This window comes from Phyllobacterium sp. CCNWLW183 (assembly GCF_037203775.1).
In the GTDB taxonomy this organism is placed as follows: Bacteria; Pseudomonadota; Alphaproteobacteria; order Rhizobiales; family Rhizobiaceae; genus Phyllobacterium; species Phyllobacterium ifriqiyense.
The window spans coordinates 79,432-105,989 of sequence record NZ_JBBCBN010000010.1 but is presented as its reverse complement, the minus strand read 5'-3'; the positions used below and the strand labels follow the sequence as shown (position 1 = coordinate 105,989).

General features: G+C 53.7%; 28 protein-coding genes and 1 other RNA gene. 10 read left to right on the top strand and 19 right to left on the bottom strand.

Going from position 1 to position 26,558, the window contains the following annotated elements; genetic code table 11:
- Positions 1-5: 5 nt before the first annotated feature.
- The 8 genes from V9K95_RS21235 to V9K95_RS21200 all read right to left on the bottom strand — a co-directional run bounded on the left by V9K95_RS21235 (position 6) and on the right by V9K95_RS21200 (position 7,530).
- A complete protein-coding gene (locus V9K95_RS21235; protein ID WP_115054181.1) occupies positions 6-947 on the bottom strand; it encodes a phosphatidate cytidylyltransferase in 942 nt (313 codons plus the stop codon).
- On the bottom strand, positions 940-1,596 hold the full coding sequence (locus V9K95_RS21230) for a lysophospholipid acyltransferase family protein (protein ID WP_307280747.1): 657 nt from the start codon (positions 1,594-1,596) through the stop codon (positions 940-942). The genes V9K95_RS21235 and V9K95_RS21230 overlap by 8 nt, the downstream gene beginning before the upstream one ends.
- Positions 1,593-2,003, bottom strand: a complete 411-nt coding sequence (locus V9K95_RS21225; RefSeq protein ID WP_336442055.1) for a hypothetical protein — start codon at positions 2,001-2,003, stop codon at positions 1,593-1,595. The genes V9K95_RS21230 and V9K95_RS21225 overlap by 4 nt, the downstream gene beginning before the upstream one ends.
- A complete protein-coding gene (locus V9K95_RS21220; protein ID WP_336442056.1) occupies positions 1,996-3,333 on the bottom strand; it encodes a phosphatase PAP2/dual specificity phosphatase family protein in 1,338 nt (445 codons plus the stop codon). The genes V9K95_RS21225 and V9K95_RS21220 overlap by 8 nt, the downstream gene beginning before the upstream one ends.
- Complete coding sequence (locus V9K95_RS21215; protein ID WP_336442058.1) at positions 3,330-5,105, bottom strand: bifunctional alpha/beta hydrolase/class I SAM-dependent methyltransferase; 1,776 nt, start codon at positions 5,103-5,105, stop codon at positions 3,330-3,332. Before V9K95_RS21215 ends, V9K95_RS21220 begins: the two co-directional genes overlap by 4 nt.
- A gap of 24 nt (positions 5,106-5,129) precedes the next feature.
- On the bottom strand, positions 5,130-5,738 hold the full coding sequence (locus V9K95_RS21210) for a CDP-alcohol phosphatidyltransferase family protein (RefSeq protein WP_336442059.1): 609 nt from the start codon (positions 5,736-5,738) through the stop codon (positions 5,130-5,132).
- 294 nt (positions 5,739-6,032) lie between these two features.
- Positions 6,033-6,323 (bottom strand): hypothetical protein, encoded by a 291-nt coding sequence (locus V9K95_RS21205; RefSeq protein WP_162802579.1) that lies wholly within the window; start codon positions 6,321-6,323, stop codon positions 6,033-6,035.
- A 196-nt stretch (positions 6,324-6,519) separates the two neighbouring features.
- Positions 6,520-7,530, bottom strand: a complete 1,011-nt coding sequence (locus tag V9K95_RS21200) for a DNA topoisomerase IB (protein WP_336442060.1) — start codon at positions 7,528-7,530, stop codon at positions 6,520-6,522.
- A gap of 130 nt (positions 7,531-7,660) precedes the next feature.
- Between V9K95_RS21200 and ku (V9K95_RS21195) the strand changes: the two genes are divergently transcribed.
- Positions 7,661-8,461, top strand: coding sequence for a non-homologous end joining protein Ku (gene ku, locus V9K95_RS21195; protein ID WP_115054189.1), 801 nt, complete (start codon positions 7,661-7,663; stop codon positions 8,459-8,461).
- Here ku (V9K95_RS21195) and ligD read toward each other — a convergent pair.
- From ligD to V9K95_RS21165, 6 genes are all read right to left on the bottom strand, one after another.
- On the bottom strand, positions 8,458-11,019 hold the full coding sequence (gene ligD / locus V9K95_RS21190) for a DNA ligase D (protein ID WP_336442061.1): 2,562 nt from the start codon (positions 11,017-11,019) through the stop codon (positions 8,458-8,460). The two genes, ku (V9K95_RS21195) and ligD, sit on opposite strands and share 4 nt — an antisense overlap.
- A gap of 3 nt (positions 11,020-11,022) precedes the next feature.
- A complete protein-coding gene (ku, locus tag V9K95_RS21185) occupies positions 11,023-11,874 on the bottom strand; it encodes a non-homologous end joining protein Ku (protein WP_115054191.1) in 852 nt (283 codons plus the stop codon).
- A gap of 60 nt (positions 11,875-11,934) precedes the next feature.
- Positions 11,935-13,239 (bottom strand): CynX/NimT family MFS transporter, encoded by a 1,305-nt coding sequence (locus V9K95_RS21180; protein ID WP_336442062.1) that lies wholly within the window; start codon positions 13,237-13,239, stop codon positions 11,935-11,937.
- Positions 13,236-13,913: a FadR/GntR family transcriptional regulator gene (locus V9K95_RS21175; RefSeq protein WP_336442063.1), complete on the bottom strand. Its 678-nt coding sequence runs from the start codon at positions 13,911-13,913 to the stop codon at positions 13,236-13,238. Before V9K95_RS21175 ends, V9K95_RS21180 begins: the two co-directional genes overlap by 4 nt.
- A gap of 108 nt (positions 13,914-14,021) precedes the next feature.
- Positions 14,022-14,468 (bottom strand): GNAT family N-acetyltransferase, encoded by a 447-nt coding sequence (locus V9K95_RS21170; RefSeq protein ID WP_442958601.1) that lies wholly within the window; start codon positions 14,466-14,468, stop codon positions 14,022-14,024.
- 12 nt (positions 14,469-14,480) lie between these two features.
- On the bottom strand, positions 14,481-15,080 hold the full coding sequence (locus V9K95_RS21165; protein WP_115054194.1) for a DUF1993 domain-containing protein: 600 nt from the start codon (positions 15,078-15,080) through the stop codon (positions 14,481-14,483).
- A 142-nt stretch (positions 15,081-15,222) separates the two neighbouring features.
- Here V9K95_RS21165 and ssrS point away from each other — a divergent pair.
- From ssrS to V9K95_RS21130, 7 genes are all read left to right on the top strand, one after another.
- A non-coding RNA gene (gene ssrS / locus V9K95_RS21160) (6S RNA) lies at positions 15,223-15,379 on the top strand.
- 46 nt (positions 15,380-15,425) lie between these two features.
- Complete coding sequence (locus V9K95_RS21155; RefSeq protein ID WP_336442065.1) at positions 15,426-16,031, top strand: 5-formyltetrahydrofolate cyclo-ligase; 606 nt, start codon at positions 15,426-15,428, stop codon at positions 16,029-16,031.
- 19 nt (positions 16,032-16,050) lie between these two features.
- Positions 16,051-16,875: a TIGR00282 family metallophosphoesterase gene (locus V9K95_RS21150; RefSeq protein WP_115054195.1), complete on the top strand. Its 825-nt coding sequence runs from the start codon at positions 16,051-16,053 to the stop codon at positions 16,873-16,875.
- 85 nt (positions 16,876-16,960) lie between these two features.
- Positions 16,961-17,701 (top strand): TerC family protein, encoded by a 741-nt coding sequence (locus V9K95_RS21145; RefSeq protein ID WP_115054196.1) that lies wholly within the window; start codon positions 16,961-16,963, stop codon positions 17,699-17,701.
- 32 nt (positions 17,702-17,733) lie between these two features.
- Positions 17,734-18,309, top strand: coding sequence for a biotin transporter BioY (locus tag V9K95_RS21140; protein WP_115054197.1), 576 nt, complete (start codon positions 17,734-17,736; stop codon positions 18,307-18,309).
- Positions 18,306-18,734: a DUF1284 domain-containing protein gene (locus V9K95_RS21135; RefSeq protein WP_336442066.1), complete on the top strand. Its 429-nt coding sequence runs from the start codon at positions 18,306-18,308 to the stop codon at positions 18,732-18,734. Before V9K95_RS21140 ends, V9K95_RS21135 begins: the two co-directional genes overlap by 4 nt.
- 83 nt (positions 18,735-18,817) lie before the next feature.
- Positions 18,818-19,567 (top strand): YebC/PmpR family DNA-binding transcriptional regulator, encoded by a 750-nt coding sequence (locus V9K95_RS21130; RefSeq protein WP_115054198.1) that lies wholly within the window; start codon positions 18,818-18,820, stop codon positions 19,565-19,567.
- Between the two features lie 66 nt (positions 19,568-19,633).
- On the opposite strand, the gene V9K95_RS21125 is transcribed toward V9K95_RS21130, so the two are convergent.
- The 3 genes from V9K95_RS21125 to rpmE all read right to left on the bottom strand — a co-directional run bounded on the left by V9K95_RS21125 (position 19,634) and on the right by rpmE (position 22,071).
- The gene (locus V9K95_RS21125; RefSeq protein ID WP_336442067.1) at positions 19,634-21,055 is read right to left on the bottom strand and encodes an APC family permease; all 1,422 of its coding nucleotides are present in this window, start codon (positions 21,053-21,055) and stop codon (positions 19,634-19,636) included.
- A 62-nt stretch (positions 21,056-21,117) separates the two neighbouring features.
- Positions 21,118-21,765 carry an Asp/Glu racemase gene (locus tag V9K95_RS21120; protein WP_336442068.1) on the bottom strand — a complete coding sequence of 216 codons (648 nt, stop codon included), beginning with the start codon at positions 21,763-21,765 and terminating at the stop codon, positions 21,118-21,120.
- Between the two features lie 84 nt (positions 21,766-21,849).
- On the bottom strand, positions 21,850-22,071 hold the full coding sequence (rpmE, locus tag V9K95_RS21115) for a 50S ribosomal protein L31 (RefSeq protein ID WP_115054201.1): 222 nt from the start codon (positions 22,069-22,071) through the stop codon (positions 21,850-21,852).
- Positions 22,072-22,285: 214 nt separating this feature from the next.
- Here rpmE and V9K95_RS21110 point away from each other — a divergent pair, with 214 nt between their 5' ends.
- Both V9K95_RS21110 and V9K95_RS21105 read left to right on the top strand, forming a co-directional pair.
- On the top strand, positions 22,286-24,100 hold the full coding sequence (locus V9K95_RS21110) for an ABC transporter transmembrane domain-containing protein (protein ID WP_115054202.1): 1,815 nt from the start codon (positions 22,286-22,288) through the stop codon (positions 24,098-24,100).
- 14 nt (positions 24,101-24,114) lie between these two features.
- Positions 24,115-24,468 (top strand): DUF1304 family protein, encoded by a 354-nt coding sequence (locus tag V9K95_RS21105; RefSeq protein WP_115054203.1) that lies wholly within the window; start codon positions 24,115-24,117, stop codon positions 24,466-24,468.
- On the opposite strand, the gene V9K95_RS21100 is transcribed toward V9K95_RS21105, so the two are convergent.
- Both V9K95_RS21100 and V9K95_RS21095 read right to left on the bottom strand, forming a co-directional pair.
- Complete coding sequence (locus V9K95_RS21100; protein ID WP_115054204.1) at positions 24,465-25,496, bottom strand: peptidoglycan -binding protein; 1,032 nt, start codon at positions 25,494-25,496, stop codon at positions 24,465-24,467. The two genes, V9K95_RS21105 and V9K95_RS21100, sit on opposite strands and share 4 nt — an antisense overlap.
- A 2-nt stretch (positions 25,497-25,498) precedes the next feature.
- Positions 25,499-26,521: a MotA/TolQ/ExbB proton channel family protein gene (locus V9K95_RS21095; RefSeq protein WP_115054273.1), complete on the bottom strand. Its 1,023-nt coding sequence runs from the start codon at positions 26,519-26,521 to the stop codon at positions 25,499-25,501.
- Positions 26,522-26,558: the final 37 nt, after the last annotated feature.

The following is a 26,558-nucleotide window of genomic DNA, read 5'->3' as shown; positions in this document are numbered from 1 at the left end:
CTGACCTAGGGAACCCAGAAATAGCGAACGATGTGAAAAAAGACCGGGGCGGCGAAAATCAGGCTGTCCGCCCGGTCGAGCATACCGCCATGGCCTTCAATCATATGGCCCCAATCCTTGACGCCGCGATCCCGCTTGATAGCTGAAGCAACGAGGCCGCCGAAGAATCCCATGATACAGGCAAGACCGGCCATCAGACCGGCTTGAATCACGGTGAATGGTGTCAGCCACGCCAATGACGCTCCCAGCAACGAAGCGCTGATAATGCCGCCGATCAGACCTTCCCAAGTCTTGGAAGGGGAGATTTTGGGCGCAACCTTGTGCTTTCCAAACAGCTTGCCAAATACATATTGCAGCACGTCACTGCCTTGGACGGTGGCGATCAGGAAGGCGATGAGAAGCAGGCCTTTGCCTTCAAAGCCTGGGATCGGTAATGTTAGCAGAGCTGGTACATGACTGATGCAATAGACCGACAGCATGATGCCCCATTGCTGCTCGCTGACACGTTCAAGAAAGCGTTCCGTATCACCGGAAATCGCAGTCAGGGCTGGCATGGCAAGGAAGCAATAAACCGGCACGAAGATTGAGTAGAGGCCGTACCATTCAATCCACAGCAGGTAATATTGGATGGGAATGATGACCAGAAACATGCCGATGAGGATATGATGATCGCCGCGGCGCGTATGGGTAAGGGTGACATATTCGCGTAAAGCCGCGAATGAGACGAAAGCGAACAGGAGAATAACGCCCTGTTTGCCAAACAGGAAGGCGACGGAAATGCCGCCAATCATGATCCACCACGCCTTGATGCGCGAGTTGAGGTTGACCAGTGTGGAGGGCAGAACATCCGCTGTGCGCCGACTTTTCCAGGTCAGCATGGTCGCAATGGCGCTGGCAAGCGTGAGCACGCCGAGCAAGCCGATAAAGAGCCAGACCGTTTCAGCCATGATTAAGCACCTTCTGCCGTTCCGGCGAAAGATCGAGCAGGGATTGGCGTGCTCTCGCGAGGAAATCCTTGCGGTCCTCATTCGGCTCAAGCACTACTGGCGTGCCAAAGACCACGCGACATAGTAGCGGGACTGGCAAAAATGCGCCTTTGGGCAGGACGCGTGACATGTTTTCGATCCAGCAGGGCACGAGTTCAACATCGGGGCGCGCTAGGGCAAGATTGTAAAGCCCCGAGCGAAAGCGCAGCAGCGGTTCCTCCGTCATGTTGCGCGTGCCTTCGGGAAAGACAATCAGCGAGCTGCCTTGCGTAAGTGCATCGAGCATGATGACCATCGGATCATCCGCACGCTCGACCCAATTGCGATCAACCAGCACCGTATTCAGCAAGTCCTTTGCCAAAATGTGCCGCAATTTATTGCGCTTCCAGTAGTCGGCCCCGGCAACAGCACGTGTGCGCTCGCGTTCACGCGGCGGCAAACTGGAAGAGAGCAGGATAAAGTCGCCGTGACTGCAATGGTTGGCGAAATATATGCGCTGGCGATCTGATGGTGAGCATCCTTGCCAGATTGGACGAACACCCGTGATACCGCGTGCCAGCCCGGCCAGCAGCATTGCGCAGCTTCGTCTCATCATTGCTTTTAAATTCATATGTGCCCCCACAACCCATAGGTTGTAATGCCAGCGAATAGAACAAGAAAAACAACAAATGCAAGATGCAGCTTTAACAAGAGGCGGTTTGTGCCCGCCATTCGCGCATCCAGCATGCGTGTCGCCTGCGGAAATCTTCGCAAATGCAGCTTTGCCAGCAATTTATCCACCGCACGGCAGCCTTCTTCTTCGCTTGGCTTTGAAGCTATGAGCCTGAAAAGAGCGGCTTCAAAAAGCACATAGGCGGCGAGAAACAAGACGATGAAGCCGCTGGCGGCAGTCGCGATATGACCCCATCGCCGAGCTTCGCCAAAAAGAAGGATCAGCATCAGGCAAATAGTGACGATGCCAAAACCCATGCCTTGGCGCTGGAGGCGAGAAGCAAAGGCTGCGGCTCGCTCATTCATGCGGATTTGGCGCTGAAAAAAGCATGTCTTCTGTTAGATGAATGCGCCTGCCTTTGGATGCGACTATCTGGATAGCATCGGCAGCAGTTTTGGCGCTGTCATACTGCATGAGCCACATGGCAATTGCGGCAGCGCTGCGCTGGAAGCCGAGAGCGCAGCAAACAAGAACGGGACCCTTGTTTCGGGCGAGCTCTATAGCGTCAGCTGCTCGCTGCAGTTCAGCGGATGGCGGTGAAACGAGATCCAGAAGTGGGACTGATTGCCAGTCAACATTTATACCGGAAGGCTTTGCCAGCTCAGCAGTGAGATCAATGATTGTTGCAAATCGCAACTGCTCGTCTCTTCGCGGCAACCGGCCCAGATGAATGTTCTTGCGAATGGCAACAGAGGCCGTAAGATTGCGTGTCCAGATGCGACTATTGATGATCGCGCCGAGGCGGTAGGGCGCCAGCAGCCATTTGCTGGCAAAAGAAAACGTGCCCTGAAAATTCTTTTGAAAGACAGCGGGCCCTGCACCCAAATAGCCAAGAGACACTATTGCGAGTGCAAGAGCTGGCCACAGGCAAAACAGAAATGCGGGCGATGATGCCGTTCCAAAAATGGCAGCTAGCAGAAACAACAGGCTTCCTGCCGCATAATAGGTGCCAATGCGTCGCGCTTTGGTATCATTGGTCAGGCGGAACGCCGCGAGAGGTGAAGGAGCCCGCGCCGGAAAGAGCCATAGCGCAAACAGGCCTAGAAGCAGTCCTGTCGGGATGTCGATGAAATGGTGCTGGTAGGTGGTGAGAACCGAAAGTCCAATCAATGCACACCAGATATGCCACATCCAGCGGGTGATGCCTGACAGTCGTATGCGCCAATGCGACCAGATAATCGCCAAAAGGGCGATGTGCAGCGATGGCGCTTGATTGAATGGTTTGTCGAAGCCTCCAAGCATATCAAAAAGAAACCCGGCAGCGCCGCTGGTGGCGGGCTTCTGGAAGATTGCGGTCAGTGGGAATGCGATGAAGCAGGCAACGGCGATGAGTTGCACTGTTAAATAGCGTTTTGCCAAACGATCAACTTCAAGTGGGGTGTCGTTGAAAAACAGCGAAAGGCCATAAAACAGATTGATCGACCAATAGGGAAAGATCGTCCATGCAATAAAGGGAATGGCATGTTCCCAGGCAAAGGTGATGTTGGGAACATCTGCACGCTGCGATGCCAGCCAATTGGCAGTTCCGTAACTTGCATAAAACAAGGGCGCAAGACAAACAAGCCAGATCAGTGCCCGTTTGGCGACAGTCTGGTCGAAGCGCCATGCTCCGATGGGTGTGGTTTGTTCCGTCATATGCGTTCGGCGACGCAAACAGTGAAGATGCCCCACTCATCGATGCGCTGGTCAATCTTCCTGAAACCAGCCGCCGCGACCAGTTGATCCATTTCCGCTTGAGTGCGGCGGCGCATGACCCAGGCCTCGCCGCCACGATGCGAAGTGAGCGCTCGTGCAATCATTTCAAGTTGAGGATGCCATGGCTGGTTGGTGTAGATCAGAAGACTGCCAGCCTGCATGGATTTGGCAAGGCCACCAAGCGAGCGTTCGATGAGGGCATTATCCGGAAAAAGCTCGTAGAGACCGGAGACAATCGCCAGATCCGGCGCGGGCTGGATCGCGGCAAGTTTTTCGCCATCAAAAGCGTCAGCCTGATGGAAACTTGCGATCTCTTCCAGCTTACGCTCTGCGATGGATTTCCGCCCGGCATCCACATTAATCGGCGAATAATCCTGCAGCCGGACGCTTGTCGGTTTCAGCGTGGATTTAGCAATCGCATCAAGCACGTAGCGGCCATGACCAGCAGCAATATCGAGAATATTGGTGCTTCGACCTGCATCCTGCAACTTTGCCAGAGCAGTGTCGATAAGCTCTTCCAGATGCACTTTGCGCTGGCGGATACCTCGCCAGCCGATGGCTTGCAGAAATTGCTTGTCGATTAATTTGCCGCCGGGACCCATACCACGCGGTTCATTTTCGTAGACATAATCAAGTGTGGAACCGGAATCGAAACCGGTATCAACGCCTGTTTTCAAGCCCTTTGAAAAAAGTGCACTAAAGCCAATGGAGGCGCGGTAGAGCGCCCAGTAAAGGCCTTTCAAGGAAAGCAGGTCATGCGGCGATGACAATCTGTCCTGTTCATCGCGGGTAAAACCTGTCTGATGGGCTTTTGTGACATCAAGCGTATCTGGCTTTACATCAAAACATTCAAGTATGAACCGCCTTGCATGGGCAACGGCGATTGTGCGGTCTTTCTCGCCAAGAGTATCGTGGTAAAAGCCCTTAAGCACATGCCGTTCTTTTAAAGGATGGGCCAGATTCTCGTAGAACCGATGCTGGGGAGAATGTCTGACCACCCAGTCGCTGCCGGAAATAAGCATTTGCGTTGGCACAATGATGGCGCGCGCATCGTTCACAACGCGTTCGGCAGTTGTGTACAGGTCAAGCAATATATTGGAGGCAATAGCGCGAGTGATGAGCGGGTCATTGTCAAATGAGGCAATACGCGCTGGATCGTGGGTGAGAAATTTGGCTTTAACGTAAGAGTTTACGAAGAACTGCCCCTTTAGTTTCTGCCAGAGCCAGATGCCTTCACGCGCAAATGGCACATAGAGTTTCACGCTGAAAGCCGGGGATGCGAGCACCAGCGCGCGGATCGGCGGCGCATAGTCATGGACCCATGTTGCCGCCAGAACGGCACCCACTGATTGCGCAATGACCGCGATATCTTTGACTGCAAAGCCACCCGTTTCGCATATATGTTTTACAAAGCTGTCGAGATCGCGGACAGAGGCCGCAAAGGATGGAGAATAACCACGTTCGCCAGGTGAACGGCCATGACCACGGGCATCCCAGGCATAGAATGCGAAGTCACTCAGACCAAGCTCCTCAACCAGGTGGGAAACACGGCCACCATGTTCATGCCCCCTGTGCAGAAGGACAATCGCACCCTTCGGCTTTTTGGATTTCGCTGGCCACTTGCGATAGAAGAGCTCGGTTCCGTCGTGGGTGCGAAAGGTAGTTTCCTCGACGCCATCTGTTGCGGGATCAAGAGTTGAGTCAACGGACATGGGTTTGCTCCGGCAGAGGTGATTTCAGGAATTCGCGCGGCGAAGACCGGCGCGGATACGATTTATCATGGTAAAGACGGATAGAAGCGCCATAGCCGGGAATACCCAGCCAAACCACGAAGGTAGATCAAGACCGCTGCCGATCAAGGCGGCGATAATGCCTAGCGCCAGAGCGCGGTCGCTTTTTCCGAATGGGCCGTCATAGGCGCGGCCACCGCCTGTCATCACCCCCAGCACACCTGCATATTCTGCTATGATTGCGGTAATGGCGAACGCCACAACGTCGACAGGTTCGAAGGGCCATACCAACGTAAACGGCAGTATAAGAGCTACATCCGAAACAATGTCGCCGATCTCATTCAGATAGGCACCAAGCTTCGATGCCTGACCAAATTCCCGCGCCATCATTCCATCAATCGCATTAAGGGCCATGCGAACGAAAAGTACCAAGGGCAACAGCCAGAACAACAATGTGTTATCGGGGAAAAGCGCGATCACAACACCTGTCGCCACGGAGATGAGCGTAGCGGCGACAGTGACCTGATTTGCAGTGGCGCCGATTGCCACAAGACGTCCAACCAAGGGGCGGAGCAAATTCTGAAAAGCCGGTTTTATCGAGTAAAGTGTCGGCATGTAATCACCCCCAATGATTGTATTGAATTTAGCCGTTCAATTGCATGTAGCAGAGAATTTGTTCCAAACCAGTTTTCCGGCTGAAGATATTGGGGGAAGACGGACTAATCTTTGGCGAAAAGGCACTTGAGGCGGTGAAAATGCGAGGGGGAGGGTAAAATAGCCGACCGAGGGCCTCAACGGATGTCGGGGTCCGGATGAATTGTCTGATATGGTCGTTTCAACGTCAGGCAAATGTGATTGAATCTTGCGGGCAAGATTCAATCATCGCATGTTTCGTCTGCAGCAGTCTTTTTAATGCCGATTCTCGCTTATCACCGATGATGATTTGAAGGCGAAGGGCTTTTGAAAATAGCCCGTTACGGCCAGATGACCGAGTTCACGATTGGCGGCCATTGCCGCCAATTCGTCGACATCTCGAACACCACTGTCAAAGAGCGCCATAACGGTTCTCGCCAATTCGTTGCAGCGGGAATGGGTTTTCGGGCAGCGGTCCAACATTTGCGAAGCCTTGTCGTGTGCTCGCTGCATGACCTCCCAGTCACTGGTTGCAAATATGCGCCTGTCTCTATCTAATAGTGCCATCATACGCCTCCATTGTTGGGCGCGAGCACATATCAAGCGTACGTGGGACACGTCCCTGATGCTCGGCAATCCTGCCAAGCTAAGCGTATTTTCTCACGTCCCGCAAACTGCATTTAATTTGCTTTATCTGTGCGCTACTTACCGCAATGCAAAATTTCCGGCCGAACAGAAAATTTAGCGTGGCCTGTTTTTTCGGTTAAGTGCCAGCTTTCTCAAGGAGGCGCATAAGGCCGGTTTCGGGTCCTGTCAGGCCCTTGCGATGGGGCGCGCGCAGCAAGGAACGATCCAGTTCGCCGGCAAAGAAACTCTCCGTGACCAGGGGATGGACGTAGCTTGAGCGGGTAACCGCCGGGGTATTGCGCAAGAAGTTGCTTACATCGCGCATGGCTGCCGCGACCGCACGTTTTTTCTGCGTATCGGTTTCAGCTTCCACTTCCGCAAGAAATGCCAGTGCGCGTGCAGATCCGTGGAATGTCCGAAAATCCTTGGTGCTAACTTTTGAGCCGGAAACTTCGCGTAAATAATCGTTGAGCTCTTGAGCATGAAGGCTGCGCCATCGTTTATTTTCCTTGTATTGAAACAATCGCCCACGTCGTTTCAGCGCCTTCAAGCGCTTGACGGCAGAGCGATCCGCGATGGAAATCTTGTTCGTTTTCTTTGATTTGCCGGCGAAAATAAAGTTGGCGATATTGCCGTTGATCTTCAAGTCACTGCTTTTGAGCGTGGCAATGCCGCGTCCCCCATCCTTGGCATATTTTTCATGCCCGGCCCGAAAAGCCTTCTTGTCGATGAGCTTTACGGCCAGGGCTGCAAGAGATTTACCTGATGTGGGGGCACGCTGGATGTCACGCGCAATCCGTTTGCGGATTCGCGGCAGTGCTTTGCCGAATGCCAGCAGGCGATGGGTCTTCGTGCTATTGCGGACAGCTTCCCAATTTGGATGATAGATGTACTGACGCCGCCCAAGAACATCGTAGCCGATGGCCTGAATATGTCCGCAATCGTCGTCGCAGCATAAAACGTTGGTCCAGGCCGGTGGGATAGCAAGGGCGAGAATACGTTCAATATGCTTCTTTGCGGCAGGGCGGCCATCCACGCGAATGTAGCGGGCGCCGTTTTTTGTGGTTTCGCGTTTGAGTGTAAAAGTTTCCGGGTCGACCAGCTTCAATCCCAATTTTTTCGCGTAGTAAGCGTGGTCGAACTGCATATTATCTCCCCTTGTCGCCGGAGTGTAACGCTGATCCGGTCTTGCTGTTCCGACAGCTGGAAAAAACCATTGCTGGAACAAAATGCAGGATGAATCCGTTGCGTGAAACGTATGGGAAAGGTTTGCGCTCATGGCACCGCGTTCATTCTGGAAAGGTTACCTGAAGCTCTCGCTGGTGACATGTCCCGTCGCCATGGCTCCGGCTACGACCGACAATGAAAAGGTCAAGTTTCGTACTTTGAACCGCAAGACGGGCAACCGCGTCGTCAGCCAATATGTGGATGGCGTTACCGGCAAGGCCGTCGACGAGGATGACGAGGTCAAGGGGTATGAGCGCGGCGAAGATGAATATGTCATGCTCGAAGAGGACGAAATTGACGCCGTTGGTCTGGAGAGCACCCGAACCATTGATATTGAAATGTTTGTCCCGCGCGATAGCATCGATTGGATATGGTATGACAAGCCTCATTATCTGACGCCGGATGATCCCGTCGGCGAGGAGGCTTTTTCAGTGATCCGGGATGCCATGGAAGCAACGGGGCGCGTTGGCATTTCAAGGCTTGTCATGTATCGGCGCGAGCGGGCCGTCATGCTGGAACCACGCGGCAAAGGCATTATTTTATGGACATTGCGATATGGCGACGAGGTTCGCAGTCGCGATGAATATTTTGGCGATACCAAGAATGGCAAGCCCGAGAGCAAGATGATGGCGCTGGTCAAAACCCTCATAGATGAGCGTACCAAGCCTTGGGACCCGAAAATGGTCGATGATCCGGTTCAAGATCGATTGCTTGAGATCATCGCAGCCAAGAAAAAGGGTAAGAAGCGTCCGCCAAAACCCAAGGTCGAGGCCGAGAAGCCGAGCAATGTCATCAATATTATGGATGCGCTGCGCAAGAGCATTGCCAGCGAGGGCAAGAAAAAGAGCTAAGCCTGCTTCTTGCCTCGCGTGGTCTTGGTCTTCTCGATTGGTGCTGCGGCGGCGCGAAAGTCAGCCCAAGGATCGCGTTTGATAGATGCCATTCGGGTCGGCGCGTTCAACACTGTGAAATAGGCAGGGCCGATCCCGGGGGTAAGCTCATCCCATGCGAGCGGCATGGACACGGCCGCGCCGGGCCTTGCGCGTGTGGAATACGGTGCTACCGCAGTCATGCCTCGTTGGTTGCGCAGATAATCAATGAGTATTTTGCCTTTACGCTTCGACTTGGTGATGGTCGAAACATATTTATCAGGACTGTCGGCTGCCATACTGTCTGCAATAGCTTTGGTGAAAGCCTTTACATCGGGCCAATTTGCTTTGGGCTTGATTGGCGAGACGACATGCAAGCCCTTTCCGCCAGATGTCTTGACGAAGGCGGCCAGTCCAGCCTGCTGTAACCGGTCGCGGGTTTCATAAGCTCCGGCAATGACTGTTTCCCAATCCACACCTTCGCCCGGATCAAGATCCATGATGATCATATCCGGGTGCTCCCAATCCGCCACGGTCGAGCCCCACGGGTGGATTTCAAGAACTGCGGATTGAACCAGACCGATCAAACCATCAAGATCATTAATGCTGATCAGGGGCTCGTCATCCTTGTCCTTTGGATCCTTGACCAGCGTGATATTGGGGTTCAGCCCTTTCCACGCATGTTTCTGGAAGAAAGCCTGTCCATTTATACCCTCAGGACTGCGCAGCAATGCCAAGGGCCTTTTGGTGATGAATGGCTCGATATATTTCCATATATCGGTGTAATAATCGGCGAGACCTTCCTTGGTCACGCCTTCCTCTGGCCAGTAAATGCGATCCGGATGGGTGAGTCTCACGGTGCGCCTCTTAGGTTGAGATTGTGAAGTAACTGCGGATTTCGGTATTTCCCGCACCACATCGGTTGGCACTTTATCTTCCCGCAAACCGCGAAAAGCAGCATGACGCAGGTTACCGTCGCCGGTCCAGGCACGGAACTCCACCTCGGCAACAAGCTGTGGTTTGGTGTATCGGACCTTTCTTGACGCATCAGCACTCAAGCGCTCGGCAAAGGGACTTTCCGGGGAGCGAATGCGCTCAAGCCGTTTGAACAGGTCTTCTGCCACGGCGGCGCTATAGCCTGTGCCAACGCGGCCCACATGCTCGAGCTTCTTGCCATTATAGACGCCCATGACCAATGAACCGATGGCTCTGCGGGAAGTTGTTGAAGGGACGTAACCAGCAATGACAAACTCCTGCCGCGACGAACATTTTGCCTTCATCCAGCTTTTGCCGCGCCCGGAACGATAAGGGCCGTCTCGCAATTTTGAGACAATGCCTTCGAGGCTAAGACGGCAAGCATGACTGAGAACGGTAGCGCCATTTTCATTGAAGTGGCCGCTGTAGCGAATGGGGTCCGTTGAATTGGCTGCGAGCTGTTCCAGCATTGCCTTGCGCTCAATGAGCGGAAGTGCGCGCAGATCATAACCATCGAGATAGAGCAGATCGAACACGTAGAATATAAAACGGTCGGTGCGACCTTCGCTCAAATCGTTTTGCAATGAGGAAAAGTCTGATGCGCCAGCAGCGGTTTCGACCACCAGTTCGCCGTCAATCATCGCTGTACCTATCGGCAAATCCTGAAATGCGCCGACAACCTCTTTGCCAAACTTCTTTGTCCAATCGAGGCCGGTGCGCGTGAGCAGTTTAACGCGTCCGGCTTCAATGCGCGCTTGAAGGCGATAGCCGTCATATTTTATCTCATGAATCCAGCGGTCTCCCTCCGGCGGTTTTGCGGTTAGCGTTGCAAGAGTGGGTTCCACGAATTCGGGAAGCGGAGCCTTTTTGGCACCTTTAACATCTGAAGGGTCTGGCACATCGGGTTGGACAAGCTCTGTTTTTGCGGGTTTTGCAGTTTTGGATTTTGTTGGTTTCTTCTTTTCAATTTTGCCCGTCTTGGATGACCAGCCGGGTTCTTCCCCCGCCACAGCGGCAAGGTCACGACCGGTCTTCACAGAATTGGGCTGTTCTTTCAAAATATCGGGATCTTTGGAAGTACGGGCCACATCGTCGTCACCCTTGATCAGCAGCCAGTTTTCCCGTTTTTCGCGCGGCCTTCCATGCATACGTACAAGATGCCAGCGTCCCTTCAGTTTTTCGCCATGCAACTCGAATTCCAAATGGCCTTTGGCATAACCGCGTTCGGGATCATGGATGGGCTCCCATGTGCCGCGATCCCACACGATGACAGTACCGCCCCCATATTCGCCTTTTGGGATTGTGCCTTCGAAATCGCCATATTCGAGCGGATGGTCCTCGACATGAACCGCCAGCCGCTTTTCCGTTGGTACAAGGCTTGGGCCCCGTGTCACTGCCCAACTTTTCAAAACGCCATCCATTTCCAGACGTAAGTCATAATGCAGCCGCGTGGCGTCATGTTTCTGTATGACAAAGCTGTTTCCGGCTTTGCGAGCTTTGCGTCCTTTAGGCTCCGATGTTGTGTTGAAGTCGCGTTTCTTGCGGTATGTTTCAAGCGCAACCATGGATCAGCTTGCCTTCCGTCGTGCCGGTTCTGCTTTGGTTTTGGCTTTGGTTTTGCTGGCAGTGGCTTGCTTTTTGCCGCCCAGCGCTTTGGCGCTCTCGCGCAGTGCTTCCATGAGGTCCACCACCTTGTCAGACTTGACCGGTTTTCTGGCTTCGATCTTCTTGCCCTCAAGTTTTGCTTTCACCAGTTCGGCCAAGGCTGCCTCGTAGCGGTCTTCATATTTTGACGGGTCGAATGAGCCTTTTTTGGTCTCGATAATATGCTTTGCGAGATCGAGCATCTCGCCCTTGATCTTCATTTCTGGAATATCGCTGAAAGCGTCCTTGGCGGAACGGACTTCGTAGTCAAAATTCAAGGTTGTTGCGATCAGGCCCTGATCTTCAGCCCGAATGAGGAGTGTTCTTGCGCGACGGAAAATCACTGTTTGAGCAAGAGCGACAACTTTCTTGGCTTTCATTCCTTCCCGGATCAAAGCAAAAGCCTCTTCCCCGTTTTTATCGCTTGGCGCGAGATAGTATGGCTTGTCAAAATAGACGTCGTCGAGATCGTCAACTCCGACAAATGCCTCAATCGAAAGGGTCTTGTCGCTTTCCGGTACGGCGGCCGCTACTTCTTCGGGTTCAAGCACAATATAATCATTGTCGCCAACCTCGTAGCCTTTTACCTGATCTTCCCGTTCAACAGGCTTACCGCTGTCACTATCAACGAATTGGCGATGGACGCGATTGCCGGTCGTGCGGTTAAGGGTATGAAAGGCGATGCGGTCAGATGTCGAAGCCGCGGTATAGAGCGCGACAGGGCAAGTCAGTTCGCCAACTTTCAAATAGCCCTTCCAATTTGCTCTCGGTGCCAAAGCTCAACTCCTTACACGCCATTTGGAAGAATGCGGGTAAGGAGTTTTTGTTCCAAGCGCCTACTTATTGGATGGCTTGCCAGAAAGCTCGACAGTGCGCGCGCCGACATGGAGTGCACGACCGGCACCCCAACCGAAAAAGGCAGCACCCAGAGCCAGCAAAACAAATAGTATCGATGTGGCGCTATAACTGTCTGTCAATTTGTGGATGAGGCCAACGAGCAATGGTCCTATCGCAGCAAGTGTATAGCCAACACATTGCGCCATGCCTGACAAATGAGAAGCAATGTGAGAATCCGGAGAGCGCAGAACGATGATCGTCATCGCCAGTGCGATCAAACCACCTTGGCCTATGCCTTGGATGACTGCCCAGAGCCATACGCCTGACAATGGTGCAAACAGCATTCCCAGTAGCCCAATCAGAGCAAATGCGACGAGAGTGACGCTGACAAGCCGTTGATCCTTGCACCGGACGGCGACGGAGGGAACGCCAAGGCACGTGACCACTTGGGCCATGATGGAAACTGAAACCACCACACCTGCCGTAACGCCGTCCATTCCCCGATCACGCAGGATCGGCGACAGCCAGCCAAAGATGCAATAGGCAAGAGAGGATTGCAGGCCCATGAAGAGGGTGACCTGCCAGGCGAGGCGGTCGCGCCAAAGACCTTCAACGCGAAATCCCGCATGCTTGGTTCGAACTTTACGGAAAAATGCATGCGGGAACCAGATGAGCGCAACCACCAAAGCCGGTACCGCCCAAGCACCCAGTGCTAAAGACCAGGACCCGCTAAATACATGCTGCAATGGTGCTGTGACGCCTGCGGCACTTGCCGCGCCTGCACAAAGTGCCATTGTGTAGAGGCCGGTCATCATGCCGGTGCGGCTGGCAAAGTCACGCTTCACCAATCCCGGAAGCAGGACATTGCCGACGGCTATGCATGCACCGGCGAGCGCAGTTCCAATGAAAAGCAAGGGCAGGGAGGAGAAGCCACGCAAGGCCGTGCCCAAGGCCAGCAAAAGAAGAACGCCAAGCAATGTGCGCTCCGCGCCAATCCGTTGTGCCAATCTCGGCGCTATGGGTGCAAACGCACCAAGGCAAACAACGGGAAGCGTTGTCAGAACGCCTGCGCCGAATGACGATAATCCGGTTTGCGCAATGATTTCCGGCAGGAGTGCGGAGGCGCTGGAAAATAGAGGTCGCAGGTTGAATGCGATCAGGACGAGACTCATGCCGGTTATGATCTCAATCGTTCTGCTTGCAAAAACCGGTGCGCGCGGTGTTGGCGTGGAATCGATTTCGGCGTCGATCAACTGCTCGATTGCCGCAGGATGAGCGTCATTGGAAGGCATATGTTGGTTCATGATGTGAGAAGCCGATCAAGTTCAGCAAGGATAGGTGCCATGAAGGCGCGTGTGGTGGCTTCGGCCTTTTCGGGATTTCCCGATTCAATGGCGTCGATGATCGCGGCATGAGCCGCCATATCAGGTTCGGGCAATTCGCCCGTGACGGTTGCCTTGATGATTTCCCCTATGGACAGCGAAAAGAAATCATAGACTTCCATCAAAGCCCGGTTGCCCGATGCGGCCACCACTGCCTTGTGGAACTTCAGATCACGCTCAATGTAACGATCATGAGCGGCAGGATTATACTCGCCGCGATCTGCAAGTATGTCGCGTAGCTTGATGATTGTTTCCGGCGTGAAGCGCGTGGCAGCCAGCCGGGCCGCTTCAACCTCCAAAGCACAGCGGGTTTCGACCTGATCACGCAGGCCCGTGCGGCGGATACGCAAAAGACGGTCTTCCGATCCGGTAATAGACTGGACATAGGTGCCAGAGCCCTGCCGCGTATCGAGAAAGCCCTGCGCAACGAGAACGCGGACAGCTTCACGTACGGTTCCGCGGCTGACGCCCAGCATGTCCGCCAGCGTCGCTTCATTGGGGATGCGCTCGCCCACCTGCCACCGTTTGGCGGTAATTTCAGCCCGTATATTACTGACCGCATTGTCGGCTAGATTTGTTCGCGCGGCAGGTTGCATTTCAAAGTCCTCAAGTCATCTGATGACTTGATTATTATTATGCTTGGGTATCGCCGGCGTCAAGGTGGGCGATTACTACCGCTAGGAATTCTTAGCTGGGGAGTTCAGTCAGATTGATTTAACGTATTTGATAAAGGGCGTTACTTTCGCGATCCGATCATAAAGCTGGCGAGCGGTGTCGTTGTCCTGATTGGTCAGCCAATAAACCGAATGGGCACCGGCCTTTTTTGCTTCAGCGTGAACGGCTTCGATCAATGCCCGGCCGACGCCTTTGCCGCGTATTTCAGGGTCAGCATAGAGATCCTGCAAATAGCAGACATTTTCAATGCTCCAATTATGCCGGTGAAACAGATAATGAGTAAGGCCGACCGGCTTGCCATCAACCTCAGCGATCAGGCCGCTATATTCATGATCATCACCGGAGTTCAAACGGGCGAAGGTGGTTTGGTAAACGTCCTCCGATACTTTCGTTTCGTAGAAATCGAGATAACCGGTCCATAGACGGCGCCATTCTGCTTCGTCCGATTTTTGCAACGGGCGTATTTGAACGCTCATGATCATGCATCCTTAATGCTGCCAAGTCTGGTGTGGGCCTGCTGGCCCGGTGGAATAGACGGGGGTGCCTTCGAAATCCTGTTTCCCCAGAGGAACTCCGGCAATACGCAAGATCGCGTAGCTGATTGTCAAATGAAAATAAAAGTTCGGCAGCGCGTAATCGCGGAGAAATGGCAGCCCGTGAAAATAGCGGGTATTGCCGCGCCATGTAACCTCAACGGGTGTGGTTTCGCTGCCTTCCAGCTTAGCCGGCGGAATGGCATCCAGATAATCAATTGCGTCGTGAAGATAGGCAATCAGTGATGTAAAGGTCTGATGGGACTCGACGAAATCCTGATGATACCCGCGGTTGAACACCGCAAACTGCCCGGCATCTGGTGAAGGCAAAGCCTGCTCTGCAAGTCGCGCCACGCAACCGCGTGCGCCGTCGGCCAAGATTTGTATTTGAACTTTCAACGGAAACATATCGGAGGCCAGCTTCGCCTCGATCATTTGCCGTGTGTCACCGCCGCTTGAAATGGCGTGAGCCTCGGCCTTCTTGAGAATCGCTATGCAATTATCCAGCAATCGCTGAAAAACCGGAACGGATGCCTGGTACATTGTGATCGTCATATATCGAGTCTCCCCCTCAACGCGCACAAACTATCGCGACAGGCGGCTATCAACAACATGGTTACAGACAATGTTGTGTCAGGAACAGAAAATCGTGTTCGATCTACTGGCGCTATTGCTACAGGCGTCCTATATTCGGATCGGCGCTCTGCGCCTCACGACAGGAGAGACATATTCCCCGGGGCCTTAATGATCCCTTAGGGAGCTGTCCCTGGAGAGGCCCGTGGGCTTCTTCACACGGCACCCACCTACTTTGTAGGTTCCCGGGATCGACTTCTCCATCGGTTGTGTGGACGCCACTGTTTCATCCCGAGCCGGTTTCCGGCGCCTCATGAAATTATCGCTTTGCAAACCCAATCCCCGATCAAAGAACTGAAGAAAGCGCTGCGTCTCGAAGCTTTGGCGCGCCGCGATGCCTTGTCCGCAGATTATAGGAGCAACGCATCATTACAGCTTGCCACCCACGGCCTGTCGGGCATCTCGCTGCAACCGGGCGAAATTGTATCGGGTTTCTGGCCGATACGTTCGGAAGTTGATCTGCGTCCGCTGTTGTTTGCTTTGCGCGATAAGGGTGCCCGGCTTTGCCTTCCAGTCATTATCGACAAGCAGACGATCATATTTCGGGAGCTGACCCAAGACGCGCCGATGATTGAAACAGGATTTGGAACGTCGGGACCGCCGGACGATGCACCTGTCATCGACCCTTCCTTTATGCTGGTGCCTTTGGCTGCTTTTGACGAGCGCGGTCATCGTATCGGCTATGGTGCGGGCTATTATGACAGGGCAATAGCAAGATTACTGGCACTCGGCGCCAATCCCACCTTGCTTGGGGTCGCATTTGACTGCCAGAAAGTCGAAATTGTGCCTGACGAGCCGCATGATGTGCCGCTCGAAGCAATCTTGACGGAAAGCGGGTTGCGCAGCTTTGGCAGTATCGATAAAGCCAATTAACGAAATTCAGGATGTATGCGTGAGATTACTTTTTCTTGGTGACATGGTGGGCCGGTCCGGGCGGACAGCAGTTTACGAACAACTGCCCGGTTTGATTTCCGATCTGAAACTCGACTTTACCATCGTCAATGGTGAGAACGCCGCGGGCGGCTTCGGTATCACCGAAGAAATATTCCACGATACGATCAATGCCGGCGCAGATGTCGTCACCACCGGAAATCATGTGTGGGATCAACGCGAAGCCCTGATATTCGCCGATAGGGAGCAACGCTTTCTGCGCCCCGCCAATTTTCCGCTTGGCACAGCAGGCAAGGGCTCGGGTGTATTCTTAGCCAAGAATGGCGCGCGTGTTCTTGTCTCGAACATTATGGGTCGCGTTTTCATGCATCCCGATCTGCATGACCCGTTTACGATAGCCGAGGAAATTCTCAAAGCCTGCCCTCTGGGTGAACAGGCCGATGCCGTGATCTTCGACTTTCATGCGGAAGCCACCAGTGAAAAGCAATGTTTCGGCCATTTCGTTGATGGTCGCGCCAGCTTTGTTGTGGGTACGCATACTCATGTGCCGACTGCTGATGCACAGATATTGAATGGCGGTACGGCCTATATGTCTGATGCGGGCATGTGCGGCGACTACGACTCGTCACTGGGCATGGACAAGGAAGAGCCGCTGAACCGGTTTCTTTCCAAGGTGCCAAAGGGGCGATTTGAAGCGGCGAGCGGCAAGGCTACAATATGTGGTGTCGGTGTTGAAATTTCTGATAGGACGGGACTTGCCGAAAAGATCGCTCCATTGCGTATCGGTCCGCGACTTGAAGAAACAATTCCCGCATTCTGGAAATAAGTTGACGTTTGGTTCCGTACACTCCCAGTGGAGTGAATTGATATTTGCATCCCATCCGGTCATTTAACAAGGGACATACGACCCCATGGAAACCTTCCTTTCTTATTTCGATTTCATTTATCAACCAGCAGGACTTATCGCGCTTGTAACGCTGGTCGTCATGGAGATCGTGCTCGGGATCGATAATCTGATCTTTATCTCGATCCTCACCAACAAATTGCCGAAAGAACAGCAGGCTCGCGCCCGTCGCCTTGGTATTGGCGCCGCGCTGGTTCTGCGCATTGCGCTGCTGTTTACCATATCGATTATCGTACAGCTGACAGAACCGGTCTTCGAAGCTTTCGGCCATGGGTTCTCGTGGCGAGATCTCATCCTGATCGCCGGTGGTCTCTTCCTTGTGTGGAAAGCTACGAAGGAAATCCATCATACGGTCGATCATGAAGACGCCAAGGATGACATTATCGGTAGAAAGGTCACCTTGACCATGGGCGCCGCCATTGGTCAGATTCTATTGCTCGATCTGGTTTTCTCTGTCGACTCAATCATCACGGCGGTGGGTATGACCGACGAGATCGTGATTATGGTTATCGCGGTTCTTGCTGCTGTTACTGTCATGCTTTTTGCAGCGGAGCCCTTGTCGAAGTTTATCGCCAATAATCCAACCATTGTCATGCTGGCCTTGGGCTTCCTGCTCATGATCGGTATGACACTGATTGCGGATGGTTTCGGCTTCCATGTACCGAAGGGCTATATCTATGCCGCGATGGGCTTCTCTGCTCTTGTCGAGGCGCTCAATATGTTTGCGCGCCGCCGCAAGAAGCATTGAACTTTATTCAACCTCACTGGGGAAAAGTGAAAATGACACAGACTAATCCTGCTCAAGCCTTCGTGCCTTTAAAGCTTGCCAATCGTTCGCTCGGCTTTCAAGCTTTGGCGGTGGTTATAGGCACGATGTTTCTGGCCGTAAGTTCATGGATATCCGTACCCATGATTCCCGTGCCGATAACGATGCAAACCTTTGCGGTCACCATGGTTGGCGCACTGTATGGCTGGCGTTTGGGCGGGATTACCGTGGTCGCATGGCTTCTGCAATCCTTCATCGGACTGCCGGTTCTTGCCGAAGGGATGCCCGGCCAACTGGCCTTCGCCGGGCCTACGGCAGGTTACTTGTTTGCATTCCCAGTTGTTGCCGCGATGGTTGGTTATCTGGCTGAACGCGGGTTTACACGCAACCCGTTCAGTTCGGCAGTGGTCATGCTTATGGGCAATGCGCTCTGCCTTGCTGTCGGCGGATTGTGGCTGGCAGGTCTTTTTGGATTTGATGTCGCCTGGGCTTCGGGCGTTGCGCCATTCATTCTTGGCGGTGTTCTCAAATCTGCATTGGCTGCTGCAATGCTTGAAGCTGTGCGTCGTTCGGGTATCCGCTTGTCTTGACGGTAAAGCTTCGTCCGCACCATCTGCTTTGCATGCTGACCTATGTCGGCAAAGGCTATAGTCAGGCCTTTACCGACAATTACGACAGGGTCATCGAAAGGCTGGCTGGGGGCGAAGAAATAATTATCGGGGAGGGGCCGGACGAGATTTGTCAGCCCCTTCTCGAAACTACTGAGCCACACTGCCATAATGTGAGTGTAACAGAGCGCGATACGCAAGCGCTGCTCGACGTTGGCAAGCTGCTGGGGCGGACATTGCAGGTCGGTGACCGGCTCAAGATAAATCTTTCGACGCTTGAAGGATTGCGCCAAAGCTTTGCTGGTGGAACGACGCGCACGGCCTGTGTAGGCTGCGAATGGTTCGAACTTTGTACGACCGTATCCGCAGACGGCTATGACAGTGTAAAACTGCACATTGTTGAATGAATTTTGGCGGTGCTGGACGGCGCGGCTGTTTTTACTTATAAGGGCCCCCATTCCAAAACCGCAGACAAGCATGCAGGGGTGCCATGGCAGGCCATTCACAATTCAAGAACATCATGCACCGCAAAGGGCGTCAGGACGCCGTGCGGTCGAAAATCTTTTCCAAGCTGGGGCGCGAAATCACTGTCGCTGCCAAGCAGGGTCTGCCTGACCCGCTGATGAACCCACGCCTGCGTCTGGCTGTACAGAACGCCCGCGCGCAATCAATGCCAAAAGATAATATCGAGCGGGCCATCAAGAAGGCATCCGGTGGCGACGCCGAGAATTATGATGAAGTGCGCTATGAGGGTTACGGCCCGGGCGGCGTTGCTGTCATCGTCGAAGCGCTGACAGATAACCGGAATCGCACAGCGTCCAATGTGCGTGCAGCCTTTACGAAGGCGGGCGGTGCGTTGGGTGAAACCGGATCGGTTGGCTTCATGTTCAACCGAGTTGGGGAAATCACCTACAAGGTTGATGTTGGCGACGCCGACAAGGTTATGGAAGCAGCCATCGAAGCTGGCGCTGAAGACGTTACAAGCGATGAAGAAGGCCATGTCATTATCTGCGCCTTTGAAGACATTGGCGACGTATCGAAGGCTCTGGAAGCGGCACTAGGCGAAGCTGAATCCGTCAAGGCCATCTGGAAGCCTGCAACAACGGCTCCGGTCGATGAAGAGAAGGCGCAGTCTGTGCTGCGTCTGCTTGCGACCTTGGACGATGATGATGACGTGCAGAATGTTTATGCGAATTTCGAGGTTAGTGACGAGGTTCTCGCCAAGTTAAGCGCCGCCTGATTTGAGGTACCGTACAAGCTAAAAACCCTGCCGGATGAAAATCCGGCAGGTTTTTTTGCATTTACCTTAGTTCACTGGTCCGTCGCCGCCCAAAGCACTGAGGTCGGACTTTTCCGTAACGCCGGTAGCGCGATTGACGAGTACTGTGACGACCCACAGCACAACCCCAATAGCTATCAAAACCCCGGCGATCTTGTATTGAACCGGATCGCGGCCAGTCCATGGACCTGCGAAGAAAGCGCAGGAGATGGCACCTATAACAGGAAGGAAGGTCGGTGTGCGGAAATGCTCATGCTCGACTTTCTCCCGGCGCAAGATCAGAACGGCTATATTGACGATTGTAAATACGAACAGCAGCAGTAGCGCGGTTGTCCCGCCCAGTGCAGGGACCTCGCCGACAAACAGGATGAGCCCAAAGGCCAGAAGGGTCGTGAAGCCGATGGCAAGATAGGGCGTCCGACGCGTTGGATGCACCTTACCGAATATGGGCGGCAGGACATGTTCGCGGCTCATACCGTAAACCAATCGGCTTGCCATGAGCATATTGATCAAGGCGCTATTGGCTACTGCGAACATTGTTATGAAACCAAAAATCCAAAGCGGGAAATTGGGAGCTCCAGCCTGTACCACTTTGAGCAAAGGTGTTTCGCCTTCGCCAAGATCGGCAGGCGAAACGAGTGTGATGGCTGAAATCGAAACCAACACATAGATGGCGCCGGTAATGAAGAGCCCGGTGAGGAGTACTTTCGGGAAAATCCCGGAAGGGTTTTTGCATTCCTCAGCCATATTGACGGAATCCTCGAAGCCGACCATTGCAAAAAATGCCAGGGTGGTCGCTGCCATGACTGACCAGAAGATGCTGGAATCTGGGGTGCTGGCAAATTGGGTGATGCGGGAAACGTCGCCTTGACCGGCGCTGATGGCCCATAAGCCTATGAAAATAATGATCAGAAGGCCGGTAAGCTCAACTATTGTGAGAACCACATTGGCTTTCACGCTTTCTCCGACACCGCGAAAATTGACGATTGCAACCAGCGCCATGAAACCAAGGCCAACGAGCGAGATACCTATCCCGGACTCAAGATTGAGTTGGAATGCACCGGAGAGATTGGCGGCAAATGCGCGCGAGGCTGTCGACGCCGAGGTGATGCCGGAACACATGACCGTAAAGGCAACGAGGAATGTCACGAAGTGAATTCCGAAGGCTTTATGCGTGTAGAGAGCTGCCCCCGCAGCCCGGGGATATTTTGTTACCAGTTCCAGATAGCTGAATGCCGTGACAACGGCCACAACGAAAGCGATCAAAAATGGAAGCCAGACTACGCCGCCGACCTGTTTTGCGACTTGTCCGGTCAATGCATAAATGCCTGTGCCGAGAATATCGCCAACAATGAAAAGCAGGAGAAGCCAAGGTCCCATCACCCTATGCAAGCTTGGCTCAATCTTCGCGCCAGGCACTGTGCTGGCTCCGGAAGTCACGTCAGTCATTGCATGGTCCCTCCCTATGCACGCAGATGTATGAGAAAAGCTATTGGCGAAACAGCAGCTTGTCAAACGCTGGGGCGACAAGCGGCAATCGCTGCCGCCAGCCCTGAACTTGGCGAATCGAAAGGTCTTGGGCCTTTGGTAACATTGCCGGCTGCGCCCGCCATTGATGCTTGAGCCAAGGCCACAATATCGGCTCCCGCTTCATATGCAGCATCCGCTGCCTTGGCGATTGCCGCGCAATAGGCGATGTGATCACCGGCCAAAAGAAGGTCCCAGATTTCCGGAATCAAGCGCACATCAATCGTTGCATCAGTACCCTCCGCAGCTTGTGTAAAAAGTCGCGTCGTTGGCTCGATCGTTGTATCGAGAGCGCAAAGCGCAACCACCAAGCCGCCATTGCGGACAGAGCGTTTTGCCAGTTCCGCATCGACGCGCAGGACAGGGACGCCGGTTGATCCAAGCTGTTCAACTGAAGGGCCGAGTGTGGAGCAAGTCAGCATAACCGCGTCGGCATCACCGGTCAGGGCTTGCAATGCCGCTGCCGTCTCCTGTGCGATAGATGGCGTCAGCTTGCCTGCCTCACGCGCGGCCTGCAAAAGATCGGCCCGCACTTTGTGCATAAGTGTCCCGGCAGAAAGCCCGATTTTCATGCCAGCCTCTTCGAAGCCCGCAATATTGCTTTCGGCGGTGTGCAGCAGAGCAATTTTCACGAATGGTGTCCCCCGAAAAAATCCGCAAACAAAAACGGCCCCGCAGAGCAGGGCCGTTTAAAGATGCCATAAAGGCAAAAAGAATTATATGCCGAGATTGCCGAAGCGTGTCTTGAACTTGGAAACACGGCCGCCGCGATCGGAAAGCTGCGCATTGCCGCCAGTCCATGCTGGATGTGTGGATGGATCGATATCGAGGTTCATCGTATCGCCTTCCTTGCCCCATGTGGAGCGGGTCATGTATTCTGTACCATCGGTCATGACGACTTTGATGTTGTGGTAGTCAGGATGAATGTTGGCTTTCATCGGTAGTGTCCTAAACTGGAGGGCGCAAAACCGGCACCACTTTGATTGTGGTAGTGCTGGTCAGGAGCCGATTGTTAAAGATGAAGCCAAACGCCACAGTAACTGCAGACGGTTGGGGCTTCCAAAACTGTTGGCGAGCCTATACATCAGCCTTCAAGCAATAACAAGGCCATCTGGCTGCAAAGTCGCCAAAGCGATGTGAGGATATTGATTAATGGCAGATTCGGCTCAATCTCGCCTTGATGAGACAGAGAGAAAGCGCCGCTCGCTAAAGCCGCTGAGCCGGATCTTCCCCTATATGTCCCGTTATAAAGGCATGCTGGCAGGAGCTTTGGCTTCCCTGATACTCGCCGCCGTGACGACATTGACTTTACCGCTTGCCGTCCGGCGCATGATTGATCACGGCTTCACCGGCGCTAATGGTGCATTCATTGACAATTACTTTGGAATGCTGGTGCTCCTCGCCGCTTTGCTGGCGGTCGCTTCGGCCGGGCGTTATTATTTCGTTATCACATTAGGCGAGAGGATTATTTCCGACCTTCGCCGTGATGTATTCGCGCATTTGACCAGGCTTTCTCCAGCGTTCTTCGACGGCACGCAATCGGGCGAGATCGTTTCCCGTCTGACTGCCGATACAACGCAGATCAAGTCAGCGGTAGGTGCAACAGCATCCATAGCCTTGCGCAATCTGATACTCGCCCTTGGCGCTATTTTCATGATGGTGATCACGAGCCCAAAACTTTCCAGTCTGGTCATCGCGGCGATTCCCGTGATCATTATTCCGCTGATAGCCTTTGGCCGTTCCGTGCGCAGGCGCTCGCGCCGGGCACAGGACACACTTGCCGATGCCACAGCCTATGCCAGCGAATCCATTGTATCTGTGCGAACATTGCAGGCTTTCACCAATGAAAAACTGGCGATATCGCGTTTTGGCGCATCGGTGGAGGATGCGTTTCTGGCGGCGCGGGCGTCGGTGAAGGCGCGCGCAGTGCTGACGGCGTTTGCAATTTTCATGATTTTCTCCAGCGTTGTCGCGGTGCTCTGGTTTGGCTCACGCGATGTGCTGTCCGGCGTCATAACACCCGGTACATTGGGGCAGTTTCTGCTCTATTCCGTTTTTGCCGCAGGTGCCTTGGGCGCACTTTCCGAGGTCTGGGGAGAATTATCGCAGGCAGCCGGTGCCGCGGAACGCTTGACCGAGATTCTCAACGAACAGCCTGCTATTGCAGCGCCAGTCAATCCAGTTGCCTTGCCGCAACCGCCTGTGGGTTCGGTGACTTTTGGTGATGTCCAATTCAACTATCCGGCCCGCCCTGATGCTCCTGCGCTAAGAGGACTCAACTTTACCATCCAGCCCGGTGAGACAGTCGCCATTGTTGGCCCCTCCGGCGCTGGAAAAAGCACGGTCTTCTCACTGTTGCTTCGCTATTATGATCCGCTTTCTGGGCGGATCGAAGTCGATGGCGTTGATATTCGGGATGTTGATCCTGTGGCTTTGCGCGCCCGCATTGCCATTGTCCCGCAGGACACAACTATTTTTGCGGCCACTGTCAGTGAGAATATCGGTTTCGGCCGTCCCGGTGCGAGCGAGGCTGATATTGAAGCTGCCGCCAAAGCGGCCTTGGCACATGATTTCATTTGCGCTTTGGATCATGGTTATAATACGCAAGTCGGAGAGCGCGGCGTAACGCTTTCAGGTGGGCAGCGCCAACGCGTGGCAATTGCCCGCGCGATTTTGCGCAACGCGCCGATATTGCTGCTCGATGAGGCGACCTCCGCACTTGATGCAGCAAGCGAAATGCTCGTGCAGAAGGCGCTTGATCACCTGATGGAAGGACGCACGACGTTGGTGATCGCTCACAGGCTTGCAACCGTGCTGAAAGCAGATCGTATTCTGGTGATGGAAAACGGCCGTATAGTCGAAGAAGGAACGCACCAGTTGCTTGTGAAAAAGAATGGCATTTATGCCAATCTTGCAAAACTGCAGTTTGAAGCCGGGGCGGATGCCTTCAAAGGTGCAGCCGAATAAGCAGGGGATGAGTGATGATTGCCAATATTCTGATCGCGCTGGTGGCGCTGCTTCATATCTATTTCATGTATTTGGAAATGGTTGCTTGGGACAAGCCGCTGGGTTTAAAAACATTTCGCCTTAAACAGGAGTTTGCTACCGCCTCCAAAGCGTTGGCGATGAATCAGGGGCTTTACAACGGCTTTCTGGTTGCTGGACTTGTTTGGGGGCTGTGGCTCGGCGAAGATGGTTTTGCAATCAAGATATTCTTTCTTGGCTGCGTGGTCGTTGCGGGTCTTTTCGGCGCGGCAACAGTCGGCCGAAAAATACTCTATGTACAGGCTCTCCCAGCCGTTCTGGCGTTGTTGGCTACCCTGTTCGGGATTTAACGCTCAGTCAGTTTCAGTTCGATACGGCGGTTCTTTGCGCGTACTTCAGGTGTCTCTCCCGGCTCAAGCGGTTGGAATTCGCCAAAACCGGCTGCTACAAGCCTGTTTGCAGGTACGCCATTCGCGATCAGAAATTTTACCACTGAAATTGCGCGTGCCGAAGAAAGCTCCCAATTGTCCTTGAACTGGCCTGTGCCGGACAATGCAATATCGTCCGTGTGACCATCCACACGCAGGACCCAATTGATATCGTCGGGAATTTCCTTTTGCAGATCGATCAGCGCCAACGCCAGTTTCTTCATTTCTTCCGAACCGGCGGGGTTCAAGATAGCAGCGCCCGAGGGGAACAGCACTTCGGATTGGAAAACAAAACGATCGCCAACAATGCGAATATTCTCACGATCCGACAAGATTTCGCGTAACCGTCCAAAGAAGTCAGAACGATAGCGATTCAACTCCTGTACACGCTGTGCCAAGGCAACATTGAGCCGTTTGCCGAGATCAGCGATCTTCGCATTAGACTCTTTATCACGCGATTCAGAGGCGTTCAGTGCTTCTTCGAGCGCACCGATTTGTCTGCGAAGGGCCGAAATTTGCTGATTGAGCAATTCCACCTGGGACAGTGCGCGGGCGCTGATCTGTTTTTCATTCTCCAGCCCGGTCGACAGTTCGTTGATCTTGCCTTCTGCCGCGGCACCGGCACCAGCACCTTGCGACAATAATGATTGCAGACGCGATTGCTCGCTTTGCGCATTGGTCAAGGATGCCTGCAGATTTGCGATCGTGTCTTCCAGATCCTGCTTATTGCCTTGCTCAAGCGAAAGCAACTGCGTCAATTCATTGATCTGAGAATTGAGCCGGTTGAGTACCGCGTCCTTGCCCGTAATTTCCTGACTCAAGAGAAATTGAGCCAGAACAAAGACCGACAGCAGAAACATGATGGAGAGCAAAAGCGTCGACAAAGCGTCAACGAAGCCCGGCCAATAATCCACATGACGGATGGGGCGGCGTTTGCGACCAAGACCCATCGTCAGCTTGCCTTGTTGCGTTCGATAGAATCGCCGAGCTTATCGAGCGTCTTGCGGATGGCTTTTTGCTCGTCGGCTTGTTTCTCAACCCAATCGCGCATGATTTGTTGTTCTGCCCGCATGTTTTTGACGAGGCCCTGAATACCTTCGGCAAGGCTGGCCAACGCAGCCGTCGTTCGCTGACTTGAACCGCCGGTTTCCTGGATGTTTTGCAAGCGCTCGGAAAGGGCGCGCAATTCGTCGGATGTCCCGCTGTTCACCGCATCAATTGCGTGCAGGTCGGAACCGAGATCAGTGACGCTGGAAAGCCAGTTCTCCAGCTCGGTATAGAAACGGTTCTGGGCGCGTCCGGCCTGAAGGTCGAGAAAACCAAGGATCAATGAGCCGGAAAGACCGAAGAGGGATGAGGAAAATGCTGTGCCCATGCCGCGTAGCGGCGACTCAAGACCAGCCTTCAAGGAATCCAGAACACTATTGGCGTCGCCCGCGCGCGGGTCGAGAGACTGAATGGTTGTTCCAATAGAACCGATCGTTTCCAGCAAACCCCAGAATGTACCGAGCAGACCGAGAAAAACCAGAAGCCCAATGAGATAGCGCGAAATATCCCGCGTTTCGTCCAACCGGGCTGCAATGGAGTCAAGCATTGAACTCATGGCGCTTGTTGAAAGAGCCATGGATTGACGCCGGCCGATCAGCGCGCGCATTGGCGCCAGCATGACAGGTCGTGCATCCGGATCAACATTGCCGCGCCGGAATGAATTGACCCACCGCACCTCGGGAAACAGACGGATGACCTGACCGAAGCCTAGAAGGATGCCGACAACGAGCACGCCGATGATGAGACCATTCAAGCCGGGATTGGTGGTGAAAAACCCGGATATTTGGCGAAAGAGGATGGCGCCCAGAAATGCAACGATGACCAAGAAAATCGCCATCGACAAAAGAACGAACCTTGGGCTTGAAAGCCGGTAGGGATCGTAATCATCGTGGTCCAGCCCTTGGCGGGTCGAACTGAAATCAGCCATCATATCGTCTCCGCGGTTCGGTTGGCTGCGCGCTTCA